17 protein-coding genes are annotated in these 19,319 nt (G+C 74.8%); 6 read left to right on the top strand and 11 right to left on the bottom strand.

Annotated elements, in window-relative coordinates:
* Positions 1–41: 41 nt before the first annotated feature.
* Positions 42–1,436 (top strand): glycoside hydrolase family 5 protein, encoded by a 1,395-nt coding sequence (locus AC07D6_RS09610; RefSeq protein ID WP_479043163.1) that lies wholly within the window; start codon positions 42–44, stop codon positions 1,434–1,436.
* Between the two features lie 10 nt (positions 1,437–1,446).
* Here the strand turns inward: AC07D6_RS09610 and AC07D6_RS09605 are convergent, their stop codons facing one another.
* Both AC07D6_RS09605 and AC07D6_RS09600 read right to left on the bottom strand, forming a co-directional pair.
* The gene (locus AC07D6_RS09605) at positions 1,447–2,346 is read right to left on the bottom strand and encodes a PadR family transcriptional regulator (protein WP_479043161.1); all 900 of its coding nucleotides are present in this window, start codon (positions 2,344–2,346) and stop codon (positions 1,447–1,449) included.
* A gap of 1 nt (position 2,347) precedes the next feature.
* Positions 2,348–2,587 (bottom strand): hypothetical protein, encoded by a 240-nt coding sequence (locus AC07D6_RS09600; RefSeq protein ID WP_479043160.1) that lies wholly within the window; start codon positions 2,585–2,587, stop codon positions 2,348–2,350.
* A 145-nt stretch (positions 2,588–2,732) separates the two neighbouring features.
* On the opposite strand from AC07D6_RS09600, the gene AC07D6_RS09595 reads away from it, so the two are divergent.
* Entirely contained in the window at positions 2,733–3,554 is an 822-nt protein-coding gene (locus AC07D6_RS09595; RefSeq protein WP_479043159.1) for a hypothetical protein, read from the top strand.
* 3 nt (positions 3,555–3,557) lie between these two features.
* Here AC07D6_RS09595 and AC07D6_RS09590 read toward each other — a convergent pair whose 3' ends face one another.
* The 6 genes from AC07D6_RS09590 to AC07D6_RS09565 form a co-directional block, all read right to left on the bottom strand.
* Positions 3,558–3,737 (bottom strand): DUF6104 family protein, encoded by a 180-nt coding sequence (locus AC07D6_RS09590; RefSeq protein ID WP_003992906.1) that lies wholly within the window; start codon positions 3,735–3,737, stop codon positions 3,558–3,560.
* A 128-nt stretch (positions 3,738–3,865) separates the two neighbouring features.
* The gene (locus tag AC07D6_RS09585) at positions 3,866–7,723 is read right to left on the bottom strand and encodes a multifunctional oxoglutarate decarboxylase/oxoglutarate dehydrogenase thiamine pyrophosphate-binding subunit/dihydrolipoyllysine-residue succinyltransferase subunit (RefSeq protein WP_479043157.1); all 3,858 of its coding nucleotides are present in this window, start codon (positions 7,721–7,723) and stop codon (positions 3,866–3,868) included.
* A 291-nt stretch (positions 7,724–8,014) separates the two neighbouring features.
* The gene (locus tag AC07D6_RS09580) at positions 8,015–9,088 is read right to left on the bottom strand and encodes a HAMP domain-containing sensor histidine kinase (RefSeq protein WP_315875876.1); all 1,074 of its coding nucleotides are present in this window, start codon (positions 9,086–9,088) and stop codon (positions 8,015–8,017) included.
* 152 nt (positions 9,089–9,240) lie between these two features.
* On the bottom strand, positions 9,241–9,978 hold the full coding sequence (locus AC07D6_RS09575) for a response regulator transcription factor (RefSeq protein ID WP_315875712.1): 738 nt from the start codon (positions 9,976–9,978) through the stop codon (positions 9,241–9,243).
* Positions 9,979–10,059: 81 nt separating this feature from the next.
* A complete protein-coding gene (locus tag AC07D6_RS09570) occupies positions 10,060–10,731 on the bottom strand; it encodes a spermidine synthase family protein (RefSeq protein WP_479043156.1) in 672 nt (223 codons plus the stop codon).
* 54 nt (positions 10,732–10,785) lie between these two features.
* Positions 10,786–11,439 carry a GNAT family N-acetyltransferase gene (locus AC07D6_RS09565; RefSeq protein WP_315875710.1) on the bottom strand — a complete coding sequence of 218 codons (654 nt, stop codon included), beginning with the start codon at positions 11,437–11,439 and terminating at the stop codon, positions 10,786–10,788.
* A 111-nt stretch (positions 11,440–11,550) separates the two neighbouring features.
* On the opposite strand from AC07D6_RS09565, the gene AC07D6_RS09560 reads away from it, so the two are divergent.
* Positions 11,551–12,114, top strand: coding sequence for a hypothetical protein (locus AC07D6_RS09560; RefSeq protein ID WP_479043155.1), 564 nt, complete (start codon positions 11,551–11,553; stop codon positions 12,112–12,114).
* Here the strand turns inward: AC07D6_RS09560 and AC07D6_RS09555 are convergent.
* The 3 genes from AC07D6_RS09555 to AC07D6_RS09545 form a co-directional block, all read right to left on the bottom strand.
* Positions 12,098–12,601, bottom strand: a complete 504-nt coding sequence (locus AC07D6_RS09555) for a YfbM family protein (RefSeq protein WP_315875708.1) — start codon at positions 12,599–12,601, stop codon at positions 12,098–12,100. The genes AC07D6_RS09560 and AC07D6_RS09555 overlap by 17 nt on opposite strands.
* A 173-nt stretch (positions 12,602–12,774) precedes the next feature.
* The gene (locus AC07D6_RS09550) at positions 12,775–13,221 is read right to left on the bottom strand and encodes a hypothetical protein (protein ID WP_479043154.1); all 447 of its coding nucleotides are present in this window, start codon (positions 13,219–13,221) and stop codon (positions 12,775–12,777) included.
* Positions 13,221–13,544, bottom strand: coding sequence for a hypothetical protein (locus AC07D6_RS09545; protein ID WP_479043153.1), 324 nt, complete (start codon positions 13,542–13,544; stop codon positions 13,221–13,223). The genes AC07D6_RS09550 and AC07D6_RS09545 overlap by 1 nt, the downstream gene beginning before the upstream one ends.
* Positions 13,545–14,238: 694 nt before the next feature.
* Here AC07D6_RS09545 and lon point away from each other — a divergent pair.
* From lon to AC07D6_RS09530, 3 genes are all read left to right on the top strand, one after another.
* The gene (lon, locus tag AC07D6_RS09540; protein WP_315875705.1) at positions 14,239–16,680 is read left to right on the top strand and encodes an endopeptidase La; all 2,442 of its coding nucleotides are present in this window, start codon (positions 14,239–14,241) and stop codon (positions 16,678–16,680) included.
* 451 nt (positions 16,681–17,131) lie between these two features.
* Entirely contained in the window at positions 17,132–17,809 is a 678-nt protein-coding gene (locus tag AC07D6_RS09535; protein WP_479043151.1) for a response regulator, read from the top strand.
* Positions 17,806–19,083, top strand: coding sequence for a sensor histidine kinase (locus tag AC07D6_RS09530; protein ID WP_479043150.1), 1,278 nt, complete (start codon positions 17,806–17,808; stop codon positions 19,081–19,083). The genes AC07D6_RS09535 and AC07D6_RS09530 overlap by 4 nt, the downstream gene beginning before the upstream one ends.
* Positions 19,084–19,319: the final 236 nt, after the last annotated feature.

The following is a 19,319-nucleotide window of genomic DNA, read 5'->3' as shown; positions in this document are numbered from 1 at the left end:
TCGCGTACGAGCGTCACGTCACGCCATGCCGGAGGTTCACCATGCGTACCACCGTCAGCGCCGTCGCCCTCGCCGTCCTGCTCGCCGGGGCCTGCCCCGCGGCCGGGGCGGCCCCCGCACCCCCCGGAGCGCCCGCCGCGTCCGGCGTCCCCGCCCTCACCGACGACCGCGGCCGCGTCCTCACCCTGCGCGGCTGGAACGTCGAGGACAAGGCCCACCGCGGCGACGCCGCCCTGTCCGCCATCACCGAGCGCCACTTCCGCGACCTCGCCGCGCACGGCTTCGACTTCGCCCGCCTCCTGGTCTTCTGGGACGACCTGGAGCCGGTCCGCGGCCGGTACAGCGAGGCGTACCTGCGGAAGATCGAGCGCGTCCTGGACTGGGCCCGCGCGTACCGCGTCCACGTCGTCATCGACGCCCACCAGGACGTCTTCGGCCCGGCCTTCGGCCACCGCGGCGTACCGGAGTGGGCGACCCGCACCGACGGGCTGCCGTTCACGCCGCACCCCGACGACTGGTTCGCCGAGTACTTCGAACCGGCCGTGCAGCGGGCGTTCACCCACCTCTACGAGGACGAGGACCTGCGCGCGGCACAGGCCGCGATGTGGCGGGTCCTCGCCGACCGGTTCGGGGACCACCCGGCGGTCCTCGGGTACGACCTGATCAACGAGCCGATGGGGGAGCGGCGCGACGGCGAGGACCTCGCCGCGGCGGCCCGCCGCATCGAGGCCGAGCAGCTGACGCCGATGTACCGGCGGCTCGCGGCGGCCGTGCGCTCCGCGGACCGGGACGGCTGGCTGTTCGTCGAACCGACGCCGATCGTCGGCGAGGGCGTGCCGACCGGGCTCGGCCGGATCGACGACCCGAAGGTCGTGTACGCCCCGCACTTCTACAACACGGCGATGGAGGCGGGCGCCGACTACGATCCGGCGGCCGGCTGGATCGAGGCGTACGAGGCGGCGGTCGTGGAGTACGCCCGGACGCACCGGGTGCCGGTCGTCGTGGGGGAGTGGGGCCCGCTGGACAACTCCCTGCCGAACACGGGGCGCTTCTACCGCGACGCGCTCGCCTCGCTGAACCGCTACGCCTCCGGCTGGGCGGGCTACGTGTGGTGCTACGGCGGCGGGTACTGCGCCCTGGACGCGGAGGGCCGGTTCCGCCCCCACAAGGGCCTGACGGCCGCGCCGTACGCCACGGCGGTGGCGGGAGCGGTGCGCGGGGAGGCCCACGCCCCGGACGCGTACCGCGTCACGTACACCGCCCGTCCCGGCACCACGGAGCTGTCCCTCCCGCCCTCCCCGCGCGGCTGGCGCGTCGAGGCCGAGGGCCGCGCCCGGCCCCGCCCGGCGCGGGTGCCGGCGAGCGGGCGGGCGGCGCGGGTGGAGGTACGGGCGGTCCCGGGCGCGACGGTCACCCTCCACGTCACCCGGCGCTGAGGCACGGGCCTCAACCGCCCCGCCGGTCCCCGTCCGGGCGGAGCAGGGAAGTGATGCGGGACGCCGCCGCCGCCAGGTGGCGGCGGGCCTCCGACACCTGCTCGGACGTGACGCCGTGGTCGCGGGCGGCGTCCCGGACCTCGTCGCGGAAGCGGTCGAGCAGCCGCTCCAGGTCCCGGGCCGGATCGCCGGAGGTCCCGGTCTCCGCGCCCCGGTCCGGGGCGGGTCCGGGGCCGGTCTGTGCGTACGGGGGGCAGGAGCCGCCCCCAGGGCCGCCGAAGAGGCTGCCCAGGCGGCCCGTCAGGTCCGCCAGCCCCTCCCGCACCCCGGGGGGCCAGTCGCCCTGCGCCAGGTGCTCCTGAACCTGCCGGACGACCTTCCGCACCTCCTGGCCGGCCAGGTCCCGGGCCTCCTCGGCCTGGCGGCGCGCCTTCCGCGCCTCCTCGCGGGCGCGGCGCGCCTCGTCCTTGGCCCGCCGGGCCTGCTCGCGCCACTCCTGCCCGGCCCGCCGCAACTCCTCCTTCGCGGCGCGCCACGCCTCCCAGTCCGGCCCGCCGCCCGGCCGGCCCGCCGCGCCCCGCGCTTCGTCGAGGGCCTCGGCGGCCAGCTCGGACACCGACTCGCGGATCTCCTGCTCCAGGTCGGCCAGCTCGCCCCTGCGCGCCGCCAGCTCCGCACGGCCGGCGTCGGTGATCGCGTAGACCTTGCGACCGCCCTCCGTCGTGTGCCGGACCAGCCCCTCGGCCTCCAGCTTGGCGAGCCTCGGGTAGACGGTGCCCGCGGAGGGCGCGTACCGGCCCTGGAAGCGCTCCTCCAGGAGCCGGATCACCTCGTAGCCGTGGCGGGGGGCCTCGTCGAGCAGCTTCAGCAGGTACAGCCGCAGACGGCCGTGGGCGAACACGGGGGGCATGTCACCGCGCCCTTCCGCAGGAGCCGTCCCCGGCCGCGCCGGCCCCGGGGACACCCACGGCACCCGCCCCGGCCGGGGCGGCGAGGGGAGCGCCGGCCCGGCCGTCCCGGTACGCGGCGGCCGGCGCCCCGCCGTGCCGGCCGGCGGCCGGGCGCGGGCCGTCCGCCCCGCGCCCGCCGAGCGCGGTCGCGGGGGCGTCGGGGGCGCGCCCCGCCGACCCGGTGACGGACCACTCCGGCATGGTGCTGCCCTCCTCGGCTTCCCGGCCCGGCGCTCCCGCCCCGCCAGGACACGGCATATCGCGTCTGCGTTTCCCTGCACGATATATCGCGGACGAGACAAGTCAAGACCGTCATCAACGGACAAATTGCCCTAGCGTATGGCTCATGGACGCGACATCGAGCGGCGCGCTGCTGCTCTGCCGGGCCGCACCCGACGCGGTCGCCGCCCCGGCCCGCCTGCTGCGCGAGCACGTGGTCCTGGCCCCGGCGGGCGCGGGCTGGAGCATCCTCGTCCCCGAGGGCCGCCCCTGGCTCGACGGCTCCGAACCGGTCGAACGGATCGCCACCGGCTGGGCCACCGCCCTCGCCGTCGGCGCGCCCTGGCCGGTCGTCGCCCTGTGGTGGGACGGCGAACGGGCCGGCCACACCCTCGCGTACGGGTTCCGCAGGCCCGTCGACTACACCTGGCTCGCGGACGGCACCCCCGTCGGCGAGGACGAGGCCATGATCACTTTCGCCGAGCGCCTCGGCCTCGACCCGGTCCTCGACGTGCAGGACCTCCAGGCCCTCACCCGCCCCGACCCGGACGCCGACGCCCGCGCCCGCCTCCTCGGCCTCGTCGCCGTGCTCGCCCGCCTCGGACTGGAGCCGCCGCCCGGCGTGCAGCCCGGCGAAACCACCCCGCGCCTGCGCGCCGCCGCCCGGGCCCGCCCCGGCGCGCGCGACATCGAGGGCCACGGCTGGCGCGACGCCGTGCGCGCCGAACTGAGCGCCGCCGACCAGGGCGGGCTCGGCCCCCTGGCCCGCGTGCCGCGTGCCGTCGCCGGCGTCCAGCTCGCCGTCGGCCTGCCGCTCCTCGCCTGGGCCCTCGCCCGGCGCACCCCCAGTCCCGGCTGGGCGGCCACCGGGGCGCTGCTCGCCCTCCAGGGCGCGCTGGGCCTCGCCTGCGGCCGGACGCACGCCCGGGAGCGGTGCCCCGCGCCGTAGCGGCTACTCGTCGTCCTCGTCGTCCAGCCGCGCCAGCCACGTCGCCAGCCGCTCGACCGGCACCTCGAAGTCCGGGTTCAGGTCCACGAACGTCCGCAGCTGCTCGGCGAGCCACTCGAAGGTGACCTCCTCCTCGCCACGCCGCTTCTCCAGCTCCTCGATGCCGCGATCGGTGAAGTACAAGACACGTCTCCTGAATCCTGCCGGGGCGCTCCCCGGGTGGTCCCTCCCAGGGTAGGGCGGCCGGCGCGCCGGAGGGCCCGGCACCCCCTCGGGTGCCGGGCCCTCCCACTCGCGCGTACGGTCGCCGGTCAGGCCTCGAAGACCTCGTTGACCAGCTGCGCCTGCTCGGCCTGGTGGCGCTTGGCCGAACCGACCGCCGGGGACGAGCTGTGCGGCCGCGAGATGCGGCGCAGGCGCTCGCCCTGCGGGATGTCCGCGCCGACCGCCAGGTCCAGGTGGTCGATCAGGTTCAGCGCGATGAACGGCCACGCGCCCTGGTTCGCCGGCTCCTCCTGCGCCCAGATGTACTTCTCGGCGTTCGGGTACTTGGCGATCTCGGCCTGGAGCTGGGCGCCCGGCAGCGGGTACAGCCGCTCCAGGCGGATGATCGCCGTGTCCGTGACCCCGCGCTTCTGCCGCTCGGCCTCCAGGTCGTAGTAGACCTTGCCGGAGCAGAAGACGACCTTGCGGACGGCGGACGGCTCCGCCGACGCGTCGCCGATGACCGGGCGGAACGCGCCGGTCGTGAACTCCTCCACCTTCGACGCGGCGGCCTTCAGGCGCAGCATCGACTTCGGCGTGAAGACGACCAGCGGCTTGTGGTGCGGGTTGTGCACCTGCCACCGCAGGAGGTGGAAGTAGTTCGACGGGAGCGTCGGCATGGCGACCGTCATGTTGTTCTGCGCGCACAGCTGGAGGAAGCGCTCCGGGCGGGCGGACGAGTGGTCCGGGCCCTGGCCCTCGTAGCCGTGGGGCAGCAGCAGCGTGACGCCGGAGGTCTGGCCCCACTTCTGCTCGGCGGAGGAGATGAACTCGTCGACGACGGTCTGCGCGCCGTTGACGAAGTCGCCGAACTGGGCCTCCCACATGACCAGCGCGTCCGGGCGGGCCAGCGAGTAGCCGTACTCGAAGCCCATCGCCGCGTACTCGCTGAGCAGCGAGTCGTAGATGTTGTACCGGGCCTGGTCCTCGGACAGGTAGAGCAGCGGGGTGTAGTCCTCGTTGGTCTCCTGGTCCACCAGCACCGCGTGGCGCTGGCCGAACGTGCCGCGGCGGGAGTCCTGGCCGGCGAGCCGGACCGGGACGCCCTCCATCAGCAGCGAGCCGATGGCGAGGGTCTCGCCCATGCCCCAGTCGATCGTGCCGTCCTCGATGGACGCCGCGCGGCGCTGGAGCTGCGGCATCAGACGCGGGTGCACCGTGATGTGGTCGGGGATGTTGACCTGCGACTCGGCGATCCGCTTGATGACCTCCTGCGGGACGGCCGTGTTCACGTCCTCCGCCGGGAAGCCCGCCTGCGGGTCGACGCCGGGCACCGGGCTGGGCTGCGCCGTGGCCTCGCGGACCTCGGTGAAGACCTTCTCCAGCTGGCCCTGGAAGTCCTGGAGCGCCTGCTCCGCCTCCTCCAGGGTGATGTCGCCGCGGCCGATCAGCGACTCGGTGTACAGCTTGCGCACCGAGCGCTTCTTGTCGATCAGCGAGACCATCGCCGGGTTGGTGAACTGCGGGTTGTCGCCCTCGTTGTGACCGCGGCGGCGGTAGCAGATGAGGTCGATCACGACGTCCTTGTTGAACGTCTGGCGGAACTCGAAGGCGAGCCGCGCCACGCGGACGCACGCCTCCGGGTCGTCGCCGTTCACGTGGAAGATCGGCGCCTCGATCATGCGGGCCACGTCCGTGGCGTACATCGAGGAGCGCGAGGACTCCGGGGCGGCGGTGAAGCCGACCTGGTTGTTGATGACGATGTGGACCGTGCCGCCCGTGCGGTAGCCGCGCAGCTGCGACATGTTCAGCGTCTCGGCGACGACGCCCTGGCCGGCGAAGGCCGCGTCGCCGTGCAGGGCGACGGGCAGGACGGTGAAGTCCGTGCCGGCCTTGCCGATGATGTCCTGCTTGGCGCGGACGACACCCTCCAGGACCGGGTCGACGGCCTCCAGGTGGGACGGGTTCGCGACCAGGCTGACCTTGATCTGCTCGCCGTCGAGGCCGGTGAAGGTCCCCTCGGCGCCCAGGTGGTACTTGACGTCGCCGGAGCCGTGCATCGACTTCGGGTCGAGGTTGCCCTCGAACTCGCGGAAGATCTGCGCGTACGACTTGCCGACGATGTTCGCCAGGACGTTCAGGCGGCCGCGGTGGGCCATGCCGATGACGACCTCGTCGAGGCGGGACTCGGCGGCCGAGTCGATCACCGCGTCGAGCAGCGGGATGACGGACTCGCCGCCCTCCAGGCTGAACCGCTTCTGACCGACGTACTTCGTCTGCAGGAAGGTCTCGAACGCCTCCGCCGCGTTCAGCCGGCGCAGGATGCGCAGCTGCTCCTCGCGCTCCGGCTTGGAGTGCGCGCGCTCGACGCGGTCCTGGATCCACTTGCGCTGCTTCGGGTCCTGGATGTGCATGAACTCGATGCCGGTGGTGCGGCAGTACGAGTCGCGCAGGACGCCGAGGATGTCGCGCAGCTTCATCATCGACTTGCCGCCGAAGCCGCCGACCGCGAACTCGCGCTCCAGGTCCCACAGGGTGAGGCCGTGCTCGGTGATGTCCAGGTCGGGGTGCTTGCGCTGGCGGTACTCCAGCGGGTCGGTGTCGGCCATGACGTGGCCGCGGACCCGGTAGGAGTGGATCAGCTCGAAGACGCGCGCGGCCTTGGTGACGTCGTCGTCGTGCGACGCGTCGATGTCCTTGAGCCAGCGGACCGGCTCGTAGGGGATGCGCAGCGACTTGAAGACGTCGTCGTAGAAGCCGTCCTCGCCGAGGAGGAGGTTCGCGACGATCCGCAGGAACTCGCCGGACGCGGCGCCCTGGATGACGCGGTGGTCGTACGTCGAGGTGAGGGTCATCACCTTGGAGATGCCCAGCTTGTTCAGGGTGTCCTGCGACGTGCCCTGGAACTCGGCCGGGTAGTCCATCGAGCCGACACCCATGATCACCGACTGGCCGGGCATGAGGCGCGGCACGGAGTGGACCGTGCCGAGGCCGCCCGGGTTGGTCAGGGAGACCGTGACGCCGGTGAAGTCGTCCATCGTGAGCTTGTTCGCGCGGGCGCGGCGGACGATGTCCTCGTACGCCTGCCAGAACTCGAAGAAGCCCAGCGTCTCGGCCTTCTTGATGGCGGCGACGACGAGCTGGCGGTCGCCGTTCGGCTTCACCAGGTCGATGGCGAGGCCGAGGTTGACGTGCTCCGGCTTCACCAGGGTCGGCTTGCCGTCCTTGATCTGGTACGACCAGTTCATGGAGGGCATCGCCTTGATGGCCTGCACCATCGCGTAGCCGATGATGTGCGTGAAGGAGATCTTCCCGCCGCGGGCCCGCTTCAGGTGGTTGTTGATGACGATGCGGTTGTCGAACAGCAGCTTCACCGGGACGGCGCGGACCGAGGTGGCGGTCGGCATCTCCAGCGAGGCGTCCATGTTCTTCGCGACGGCGCCGGCCGGGCCGCGCAGCGTCACGAACTCCGGACCGGCCGGGGCCTCGGCCGCCGGGGCGGACTTGGCGGCGGGCTTCGCGGCGGCCGGCTTGGCGGCGGGGGCCGCCTTCGCCGGGGCGGCGGGGGCCTGCGCGGGAGCGGCGGCGGGCTGCGCGGGGGCGGCGGGCTGGGCCTTCGCCGGGGCGGCGGGCGCGGCGGCCTGCTGGGCGGGCGCGGCCTGGGCCGGGGCGGGGGCCTGTGCGGTGGGCGCCTCCGCGGCCGGGGCCGGCTGCGTCACGGTGCCCGCGGCCCCCGAGGCCGCGGGAGCCTCGCCTGCGGGCTTGTCCGCCGAGCCGGAGGCACCCGGCTTGTAGTCGGCGAAGAAGTCCCACCAGGCGCGGTCGACCGAGTTGGGGTCCTGGAGGTACTGCTGGTAGATCTCGTCGACGAGCCACTCATTGGCGCCGAAGGCGGCCGCGGGGCTCTGGCCCCGGCCGTCTTGGTCGGACGAGATGCTCGAGTTACTGGGGGACTGAGACGACACGGCGGCAACCGCCCTCTTCCGCTTCACAAGGTGATGGACAGCGGAAATAAAGGCTACGCCTCTACGAGCGGAAGGTGCAGGCCGGGCGTGCCATCGTCGCGTACATCACATCGAACGGTGGGTTTCACGGCGAGAAACGACGGGAAACAAGCGTGGTTCGGCGGTGAACGGGTAGCCGTGGGCTGAGCTGCGGCTTCCGCACTCCGCACCCCTGAGCGGCTCCGCCCCACGTCCGGACGGGTACGCCGTACACATACACGGACCCCGGGCGGTTCCGGTTCGAACCCTATGTCAACCGCGCTGCTGCGGAATCCCCGGAAGGGTGACGAGGATGCGGCAGCCCCGCGCGGATTCGGCCACGCCTATCCGGCCGCCGTGGAGGTCCACGGCCCAGCGGGCGATGGCCAGGCCCAGCCCCGTGCCGCCGTCGCTGCCCGGTCCGTGCGGCGCGGGGACGCGGCCCCGGTTGAACCGCTCGAAGACCTTGTGCCGCTCCGACTCGGGGATGCCGGGGCCCTCGTCCACGACCTCCAGGACCAGCGACTCCGGGAACGGGCCGCGCCGGGCCCGTACCGTGACGCGGCCGTGCGGCGGCGAGTGCTTCACGGCGTTGTCGACGAGGTTCGCCACCACCTGGTGGAGCCGCTCCACGTCCGCGTGCGCGGTCAGTTCGGGCGGCGACACGTCCAGGTGCAGGTGCACGTCCGTACGCGTGTGGGGGCCCGACCCGGAGCCGACGGGGCGCCGGGAGGCGGCCAGGCCGGCCTCCTTCAGGACGCCCGACAGGTACGGCCACACCTCGAAGCGGCGCGACCGCAGCGGTACGACGCCGTTGTCCAGCCGCGACAGGTCGAGCAGCGTCTCCACCAGGCGGCCCAGCCGCTCGGTCTGGGCCAGCGCCGTGCGCATCGTCTCCGGGTCGGCGGCCGAGACGCCGTCCACGACGTTCTCCAGGACGGCCCGGAGCGCCGCGATCGGGGTGCGCAGCTCGTGGGAGACGTTGGCGACCAGCTCCTTGCGGTTCCGGTCGACGGCCTCCAGGTCGTCCGCCATGCGGTTGATCGTGGAGGCGAGGTCGCCGAGCTCGTCGCGGCGGTCGGCGCCGCGGACGCGGCGGGTGTAGTCGCCGTGCGAGATGCCCTTCGCGACCTTGTTCATCTCGTCGAGCGGGGCGGTGAGGCCGTGCGCGACGAACTGGGTGAGCAGCAGGGTCGCGATCACGGAGAAGACCGTGATGAACCGGAGTTCGGTCTCCGTCCGCAGGGCGACCAGGAGCAGTCCGGTGGTGATGAAGACGGAGACGACGACGAGGGTGCCGAGCTTCGTCTTGATCGAGATGGTGACGGAGCGGAGCCTTCCGCGCAGGCCGCGTCTCCGGCGGCCCGCGCCGTCCCCCGCGGCCCGGCGCCCGCGGCCCGCCGCCGGGCACGGGCGGTCGGGCCGCCCGCCGCCCGCCGCCTCGGCGCCGCCGTGGCCCGCCCCGCGGGTGCCGTCGCGGGTCCCGGAGCGCCCGCGGCTCACGGCGCCGGGGTCTCCAGGGCGTACCCCACACCGTGCACGGTACGGATCCGCTCGGCGCCGATCTTCCGGCGCAGCGCCTTGATGTGGCTGTCCACGGTCCGCGTGCCCGAGGCGTCGGCCCAGTCCCACACCTCGGCGAGCAACTGTTCGCGGGAGAGCACCGCGCGCGGCGTGTTGGCCAGGCAGACGAGCAGGTCGAACTCGGTCGGCGTCAGGTGCACGTCGTCGTTCCGGACGCGGACGCGGCGCTGCGCGTGGTCGATCTCCAGTTCGCCGAGGCGCAGGATGCCGCTGCGGGGCGTGACCGCCGCCAGAGCGGCCCGCTCGACGCGCCGCAGCAGCACGTGGACCCGGGCCACCAGCTCCCGCATCGAGAACGGCTTGGTCATGTAGTCGTCGGCGCCGACGCCGAGCCCGACGAGCATGTCCGTCTCGTCGTCCCGCGCGGTGAGCATCAGGACCGGCACCGGCCGCTGCGCCTGGACGCGGCGGCAGACCTCCAGCCCGTCGAAGCCCGGCAGCATGACGTCCAGGACCATCAGGTCCGGCTGCCACGCCTCCGCGGCGTCGACCGCCGCGGGCCCGTCCGACGCGGTCTGCACGAGGAACCCCTCGGCCCGCAGGCGCGCGGAGACGGCCTCCACGATGGTCGTGTCGTCCTCGACGACCAGGACCCGGCGCTGGGTACCCGGCGTGACCGCGTTGCCGGTGTGGCTGGTGTGTGCGTGCTCCATGCCCCGCCCCTGTCGCGTCCTGCGCGAGCTGTAGTTCCGTGCGTTTCCGCCAACAACATAAAGGCAGGAACCGGGTCGCGGCTACGCGGGGCGAACCCCGAGGTGGACCACGTCCGGTACGCCCCGGGCAACGGGGACCTCTTCCGACCGTACCCCGCTGAATCCGGCATTCCGCAAGGTCTCTTCGAAATCGGCGGACGGTCGGGCCGACCAAACGGCCAGTACGCCACCGGGGTTGAGGCGGCGCGCGCAGGCCGCCAGGCCGGACGGCGAGTACAGGCTGTCGTTGCCTTCCGTCACCGTCCAGTCCGGTCCGTTGTCGATGTCGAGGCAGAGCGCGTCGTACGTGTCGGTGACGTCCGGGTCGTGGACGTACGCGACGAGGTCGGCGTGGACCAGGGCGGTGCGCGGGTCGGCGAGGGCGGGGCCGGAGAGGGCGGCGAGGGGGCCCTCGCGGTGCCAGTCGATGATGGCCCGCTCGCGTTCGACGACGGCGATGCGGCCCCACGCGGGGTCGGCCGCGGCGTGGGCGAGCGAGAAGCCGACGCCGAGCCCGCCGATGAGGACGGAGGGGCGGGCGGGCCGGGTGTCCCCGAGGGCGCGCAGGGCGGCGTCGACGAGGAGCCGCTCGGAGCGGCCGTCGGAGGTGTCCATGAGGAAGGTGCCGTTGGCGATGATCTCGAAGTGGTCGTCGCGCCGCCGCAGCACGACTTCACCGTACGGGCCTTCACGTCGGTCGAGCGTCACGGGCATGCGCCCCACCTTATGCAAGGCGGGTGCGGGGCGGCGCCGTTCGGGGCCTGACGGTCAGTCGGCACCGTCCGTTCCGCCGTCGCGCACGACCCCGGTGAGCGGGCCCTGGTACCGCCACCCCAGCGACGTGTAGAGGGCGCGTCCCTGGACGGTGGCGCCCAGGACGCCGGTGGTGGCCCCGGCCTCGGCGGCGGCGTTGTGGAGGAGGCGCATGACGGTGCCGCCGAGGCCGCGCCGCCGGTGGGCCTCGTACGTCTCGATCTGGTCGAACACGGCCGTGCGGCCCGTGGGGGCCACCTGGCCGCGCGCGGCGAGCGAGCCGTCCCCGGCGAGGACGCGCAGGAGGTGGACGCCCTCGTGGACCTCGGTGTGCAGGGCGTACCCGGCGGGCAGCGCCGGGGCGGGGGCGGGGCGCAGGTCGGTGTACATCATGAAGCCCGGGTCGTCGGGGACGGTCCAGCCGGGGGTGATCCAGCCCTCGACGTCCTCGGGCTCGGCGAGGACCTTCAGCCAGGCGTACGGCTGCGTCACGGTCTCGCAGAGCTTGCGGACGGTCGGCTCGTCGGGCTCGGGCACGACGTGCCGGAAGACGTGGCGGCCCAGGCCCACGTCGATGCGGTAGCCCCACGGCTCCTCGGCGGGCGGCGGGGTGCCGCGGGAGACGGCCCAGCCCCGGACCCACGCCGCTGTAATATCTGCATTGCGCATGGGGCCATTACACACGAACGGGTGGGGCGACGCCACGGTGTAACAAATGGTGCGACTCGGGTGACTCTCTGTTTCGGTGGCGAGGGGGGCGTACGAAGGGAGAACCTGATCATGCGAAACCCCACAACCGGTGGCGGCCCGTCGCGCCGCGTGGCCGCGTCCGCGGTGGTCGGCGCGCTGGGCCTCGGCCTGGCCGTGCCCCTCGCCCTGGCCGCACCGGCCGCCGCCGCGGCCAAGGGCGGCACGGCCGCCCGCCTCGGCGGCATCGTCGTCTACGACGCGAACCCCGGGGTCGAGAACGACGTGACCGTCGGCGTCCTCCTCGGCGAGCTGGCGATCCAGGACGAGGCCGGGGTCGCGGCGGGGCCCGGGTGCCTCCGGCGCAGCGACGTCCTCGTCACCTGCGGCCCGGCCGCCGGGGTCGCCCGGGTCGTCGTCCAGACGCGGGACCTGGACGACCGGGTGTACGTCGCGGCGCCGTTCGACGCGGCCGTCGACCCCGGGGCCGGCGCCGACGACGTCACCACGCACGGCGGCGGCGACCGGATCACCCTCAGCGACGGCGCGCCCGGCGACCGCGTCGCCTCCTGCGGTACGGGCGCGGACGCCGTCGAGGCGGACGCGGGCGACACGGTCCCGGCGAGCTGCGAGGAGCGGCTCAGTCCAGCCACATGAGCACGGCGTCCCCGTCGCGGGCGGCGGCGCCGAAGAACGGGACCAGCGCCTCGTAGTAGGCCGTCACGTACTCCAGGGACTCCCCCCGCTCCCAGACGACCACCGGGTACACGTCCGCCCGCGCCAGGTCCTCGGGCCCGACCCCCTCGACGAGTCGCTCGACGGGGGTGCCCCGCAGCGCCTCGGCGGCGGCCCGGACCCGCTCGGGCGTCAGGTAACGCGGCGGGGTGTAGCCCCAGTCCTCGGCGTCCGGTATCGCGTCCTCCCCGAAGACGACGTCGACGGGGAAGCCGATCCGCGACAGCAGGAAGTCCAGCGCGTGCCACGCCTTGTCGGTGTCGAGGCACCGGGCCTCCGCGTCACCGCCCCCGCCGCCCAGCTCGGCCTCGACCAGCTCGTCCACCCGCTCCTGCGCCCACTGCGGATCCCCCAGTGCCCGCTCGAACTCGTCGGCGGTCAGCCTCACGTACTCTCCGATCATGCTCATGAGCGGATCGTAGGCGCCGCCACTGACAGCGCCGCCGGGTGCGAAGGGCTCCGGCCGCCCGGCGATCACTCCGGGCGGAGCCGTTTCCCCGGAGGACCCGGCGGGGGCCGGGCGGGTCGGCGCCGGGGCCCGGCGTACGGGCCGCCGCGGGGGTCAGGGCCGCGCGCGGTCCATCAACCGGGCGAGGGGAGTCGCAGGAGCCGCTCCAGGCGCGAGCCGCCGCCGGTCGCCGGGCACGTGCCGCGCGCCCGCGGGGGCGTGCGGACCGGCCACGGCTCCACGGTGGGGGTGACCAGGATCCCCGCCCCGGCCAGGTGGCGCCCGCCGCGGCGAAGGGCGTCGACGTCACGGTGAACGGGTACGCGGCCGGGGCGGCGGGGGAGGCGGGTCGGCGGTGCCGGCAGCCCGCCGAGGACCCGCCCCGGGACGGTCCCGGCCGACAGGGTGACCGCGCACCTGTCGAGGACGCGGGCCCGGGCCGCCCCGGTGAAGCCGAGCGGGATGCCGGTGAGGACCTGAGGCGCCAACAGCGCGGCGCCCGCGTCCCGCACCGCGCGGGCCAGGATCGGCACCGGCGCGTTCGGCGCGCGCCCGCACGCCGGGGAGGGGGCGGTGAACATCAGGACGCCCAGGAGGTGGGCGCTGTGGTAGCCGCGTACGCCGCCCGGGCGCGCCCCGCGGGCAGCAGGGCGTAGTACGGGATGCGGGCGCCGACGGCCGGTTCTGCCCGCGCGTCGTCGGTGCGCAGGTCCGCCCGCAGGGTGGGGATGCCGACGTTCAGGATCGCGCTGCCGACGTTCGCCGTGAGCCCGCCGGTCGGCAGTGTCAGCGGCAGGCCGCGCCGCCCGCGCGAGGACGCCCGGCCGCCGGGGGAGCGGCGTCCCCGTCCGGCCCGGCGGGCGCGCCGGTCCGGCGGACGCGCCCCGCGCGCGACGACCTCCACAGGACCGGGTTTCGCAGCAGCTCGCTCCGGGCGCGCCCCGCGCGCGTGAGGCCACCTGCTGGACGGTGTCCTCACCGAGGCCGCGGAGCCGCGCGCGTGAGGCCGTCCGTCCGGACGTACCCGCGCTTGGGGCAGTCGGGGAGCGCGTCCCGCGCGCGTGAGGTCGTCCGTCCGGCGCTGCTCTGGAACGTGCACGCGAACGCCGTCGTGCTCCGCGTACCACCGCGACCGGCTTCGTCGACACCGCCGTTGGGGCCGTCAGCACCGGCCGTGGCGAACGCCGTGCGAGAGCACGGTACGGCGCCGCCCGCGGTCCCGCCGGTGGACGGCCGGGCGGTCGGCGGATCGTCCGGAGGCCCGCTCCCCCTGGCCGTTTCCGACCCGGAACCGGCTGCGCGCGGGCGGGCCTTCACCGCCCCGCCGCGAACTCCCGCGCGGGCGAGGGCGGTGCGCCGCGACCCGCGGGAGCCGGCCGGCGACCGGGTGTCGCTCCCGTACGGACCGGCGGGCCGGCGGGTTGACGGCCGGGCGACGGCCTGCCGGGTGACGGCCCGACAGGCCGGCGGGTCGACGGACCGGTGGGGTGGATGTGGTGGGGGCCGGTGATCGCTCAGAGCGAACAGGCACGGGGAACACCGGAGGGCTCAGGAGCATTGAGTCTGTGTAGCTCAACTTGACTGCCGAAGGGGAGATCATGGCTTCGACGTCCGAATCGCTCACCCTGCCCGTGCTGCCGCTCGACGGCGAGGTCGTGCTGCCGGGCATGGTGGTGCCGCTGGATCTGTCCGACAACGAGGTGCGCGCCGCCGTCGAGGCCGCCCAGGCCGCCGCGCGGGACGGGAGCGGCAAGCCGCGGGTGCTGCTGGTGCCGCGGGTGGACGGGACGTACGCGGGGATCGGCGTCCTCGGCACGGTCGAGCAGGTCGGGCGGCTGTCCGACGGCGATCCCGGAGCGCTCATCCGGGGCCGGGCACGCGTGCGGATCGGGGCCGGGACGACCGGGCCGGGCGCCGCCCTGTGGGTGGAGGGCACCGTCGTCGACGAGACCGCGCCCGACCCGCTGCCCGGCGCCGTCACCGAGCTGGTCAAGGAGTACAAGGCCCTCGCCACGAGCTGGCTGCGCAAGCGCGGCGCCTGGCAGGTCGTCGACCGCGTCCAGCAGATCGACGACGTCTCCGCCCTGGCGGACAACTCCGGGTACTCCCCCTTCCTCACCACCGCCCAGAAGGTCGCGCTGCTGGAGACCGTCGAGCCCGTCGCGCGGCTGAGGCTCGCCACCGAGCAGCTCCGCGACCACCTGGCCGAGCAGGACGTGGCGGAGTCCATCGCCAAGGACGTCCAGGAGGGCGTCGACAAGCAGCAGCGCGAGTTCCTGCTGCGCCGTCAGCTCGAAGCCGTGCGCAAGGAGCTCCGCGAGCTGAACGGCGACGACCCCGACGGCGGCACGGACGACTACCGGTCCCGCGTCGAGGGCGCGGACCTGCCGGAGAAGGTCCGCGAGGCCGCCCTGAAGGAGGTCGACAAGCTGGAGCGCGCCAGCGACCAGTCCCCCGAGGGCTCCTGGATCCGCACCTGGCTGGACACGGTCCTGGAGATGCCGTGGAACGAGCGGACCGAGGACCGGTACGACATCCGCGGCGCCAAGGAGGTCCTCGACGCCGAGCACGCCGGGCTGGAGGACGTGAAGGAGCGCATCACCGAGTACCTCGCCGTCCGCAAGCGCCGCGCCGACCGGGGCCTCGGCGTCGTCGGCGGGCGGCGCGGCGGCGCCGTGCTCGCGCTGGTGGGGCCGCCCGGCGTGGGCAAGACGAGCCTCGGGGAGTCCGTCGCCCACGCGATGGGCCGCAAGTTCGTGCGCGTCGCGCTCGGCGGCGTACGGGACGAGGCGGAGATCCGCGGCCACCGGCGGACGTACGTCGGCGCCCTGCCCGGCCGGATCGTCCGCGCCGTCAAGGAGGCCGGGTCCATGAACCCCGTCGTCCTCCTCGACGAGATCGACAAGGTGGGCTCCGACTTCCGGGGCGACCCGGCCGCGGCCCTGCTGGAGGTCCTCGACCCGGCGCAGAACCACACGTTCCGCGACCATTACCTCGAAGTCGAACTCGACCTCAGCGACGTCGTCTTCCTCGCCACGGCGAACGTGCTGGAAGCCATCCCCGAGGCGCTCCGCGACCGCATGGAGCTGGTCCGGCTCGACGGCTACACGGAGGACGAGAAGATCGTCATCGCGCGCGACCACCTGCTGCCCCGCCAACTGGAGCGGGCCGGGCTCGACCGGGACGAGGTGGTGATCGAGGAGGCCGCGCTGCGCAGGCTCGCCGGCGAGTACACCCGCGAGGCCGGTGTGCGCAACCTGGAGCGGTCCGTCGCCCGGCTCCTGCGGAAGGTCGCCGCCCAGGCCGAACTGGGCGACCGGGAGCTGCCGTTCACCGTCCGCGAGGACGACCTGCGCGACCTCATCGGGCGGCCGCACCACGTGCCCGAGTCCGCCCAGGACCCGGCCGAGCGCCGTACGTCCGTCCCCGGCGTCGCGACCGGCCTGGCCGTCACCGGCGCGGGCGGCGACGTGCTGTTCGTCGAGGCGTCCCTCGCCGACGCGGAGACCGGCGCGGTGGGGCTCACCCTCACCGGGCAGCTCGGCGACGTGATGAAGGAGTCCGCGCAGATCGCGCTCTCCTTCCTCCGCTCCCACGGCGCGGAGCTCGAACTGCCCGTCACCGGCCTCAAGGACCGCGGCGTCCACATCCACTTCCCCGCGGGGGCCGTGCCGAAGGACGGGCCGAGCGCCGGGATCACCATGACGACCGCCCTCGCCTCCCTGCTCAGCGGCCGGCTGGTGCGGACGGACGTGGCCATGACCGGTGAGGTGTCGCTGACCGGGCGCGTGCTGCCGATCGGCGGCGTCAAGCAGAAGCTGCTCGCCGCCCACCGGGCGGGGATCACCACGGTCGTCATCCCGAAGCGGAACGAGGCCGACCTCGACGACGTGCCCGCCGAGGTCCTCGACAAGCTGGAGGTCCACACGGTGACGGACGTCCGGCAGGTCCTGGACATCGCCCTCGCCCCCGCGACCGCCGGCGCCGGGTCGGAAGCCGGGTCCGACGAGGCGGCTCCGGCGGCGCCCGTGGCCGCCTGATCCCCGCGCGCCGATCCGTACGGGCCCGGAGGAACCCGTACGGGTCGGCGCGGCCGGTCTGTGACGGGCCGGCCGCTCCGCCACGGGCACCGGCCGACCGCCCGGGCAACCGCCCGACGCGGGCCGACCGCACGAGTGCGGATCTGCCGGTCGACCGGCCGCGGACTTGCCGTTCGGCCCGACGCGGGCCGGCCGCACGGGTGCGGACCTGCCGGTCGACCGGATACGGGCCGGCCAACCGGATGCGGACCGTCCGTCCAGGCGAAGATCGGCCGCCCGGGCGCGGACCTGCCGTCCGGCCGGACGCGGACCGGTCGGCCCCGGGGCGTCGGCGCGCCGGGGCTTTTTCCGCGCCGCTGCGGCTCCGTGCCGCCGCCGCGCACGGATTCCGTCGGGGCGCGCAGCGCCTATGCTGAGGGCGCTCCAGAACGCCTGAGTGGGGTCCGGCCGTATGAACCGTTCAGCAGTGCACGTGATGATCGTCGATGACGAGGACCTGATCAGAGAGGGCCTCCGGCGGATCGTCGACGGGTTCGACGGCACGCGCGCCGTCGCGGCGTGCACGGGTTCTGAGGCGGCGGTCGCGGCGCGCGAGCACCGGCCGGACGTGGTCCTGCTCGACGTCCGCATGCCCGACCGGGACGGTCTGAGCGTCCTCGCGGACCTGCGGGCCCTGCCCGATCCGCCCGTCGTGGCGATGCTGACCACGTTCGACGCGGACGAGCACCTGTCGGCGGCGCTGCGCGGCGGGGCGGCCGGGTTCCTGCTGAAGGACACCGCGCCCGAGCAGCTCGAATACCTGATCAAGGAGCTGGCGGCGGGTGGCCGCGTCATCGCGCCGAAGGTCGCCCGGACGGTCGTCGACGGTTATCTGCGCGCGCAGGGCGGGGAGCCGGAGCACCGGCGGGCCGCGCCCGGCGTCGGCCCGCGGGCCGACGAGCTGACGCCCCGGGAGCGGGAGGTCCTCGTCCTCCTCGCGGAGGGCCTGTCCAACTCCGAGATAGCGCGGCGGCTGCTCATCGGGACGACCACGGTGAAGGACCACGTCAGCACGGTGCTCGGCAAGCTGGGCGTGACGAACAGGGTGCAGGCGGCGGTACGGGCGCACCAACTGCGGCTCGTGCGGTGAGGTGGCGCCGCTCGACCGCCGAGCGGGTCCTCGTGGCCGCCGCGGTGGCCGAACTCCTCACGGTCGCCGGGGCCTTCACCGCCCTGTCCCTCGCCGTGTGCGCGGCGGCGCTGCTCTCCCTGCCGCTGCGGCGGCGCCTGCCGGTGGCCACGCTGTGCGCGACCCTGCCGTCGATGTTGACCGGGCACCTGTGGCTGCCGCCCATGGTGGCGATGTTCGAGGTGGCGTCCGGCCGGTCCCGGCGCCGGACCGCGGTGGCCTGCGCCCTGCTCTTCGCGGCGGCGGCCTGCCCCTGGCCCCTGCGCGACTTCACCGCGATGACCCGCCAGGAGGTCCTCACCTCCGTCGAGGCCGCCGCCCTGATGAGCATGGGCCCCACCGCGCTGGGCCTGCTCGCCGCGACCCGCGTCGAGTTGCGCGCCCGCCTCGCGGACCTCACGGCCACCCGCGAGCGGGAGCAGCGCCTGGAGTCGGAGCGCGCCGTCGCCCGCGAACGGGCCCGGCTCGCCCGCGAGATGCACGACACGGTCGCCCACCACGTCGGCATCATCGCCGTCCAGTCGGGCGCCCTGCGGGCCGCCGAGACCGCCGACGCCTGGAAGCGGGACACCGCCGAGAACATCCGCCGCCACAGCGTGCAGGCACTGGAGGAGCTGCGTGACATGGTCGGCGTGCTGCGCGCCTCCGACCCGGACGCCGCCCGGTCCGCCGGCCGTACCGGCCTCGACGGGCTGCGGGACCTCACCGACGACAGCCTCCTGGACGTCACGGTCGACGTGACCGGCCCCCGGACGGCACCCGCCCCGGACGTGGAGTGCGCGGTGTTCCGCATCGTCCAGGAGTCCCTGAACAACGTCCGCAAGCACGCCCCTGGCGCCCGGGTGGCGGTCCGCGTGGCCCCCGCCCCGGACGGGCGCTCGCTGACGGTGGAGGTCCGCAACTCCCCGCCGCCCGATCCCGTACGGCTCCCGGCCCGGCGCCCCGCCCCGCACGCGGCCCCCGCCCCGGACACGGCCCCCGACCCGGACACGGCCCCCGCCCCGGACACGGCCCCCGACCCGGATTCGGCCTCCCACCTGGGCGCGGCCCCCGGCCCGCACGCGGCCCCCGCCCCGGACACGGACCCCGGCACCGTCCCGCCCGGCGCCGGTCTGCCCGGGGGCGGGCACGGGCTCGTCGGGTTGCGGGAGCGGGCGGAACTGCTCGGCGGGTCGCTGTCGGCGGCGCGCTGCCCGGAGGGCGGGTTCACCGTACGGGCCGTCCTGCCGCTGTGACCGGCCCCCCGGTCGGAGGGGGCCGACCGGCGGTTCCGCTTCCGCGGCGTGCCCGGCAGGATGGGGCCGCCGGGCTCCGGCGGCGCGCGACCAGGCCCGCCGGACTCGAAGGGGGAGCTTCCACGGCCGTGTTCCGACGCGCCCGTGGAACGGCACCGGTCGACGAGGTTCCGGTGTCCCCGGGCACCGGGGCACCGCTGCCCGGGGGCGCCGGAACCGAGGCGTAGGAGACTGGG

This window comes from Streptomyces sp. NPDC045287, from assembly GCF_056432325.1.
Note: the sequence above shows the minus strand (reverse complement) of the source record. Positions and strands in the feature narration are given on the sequence as shown.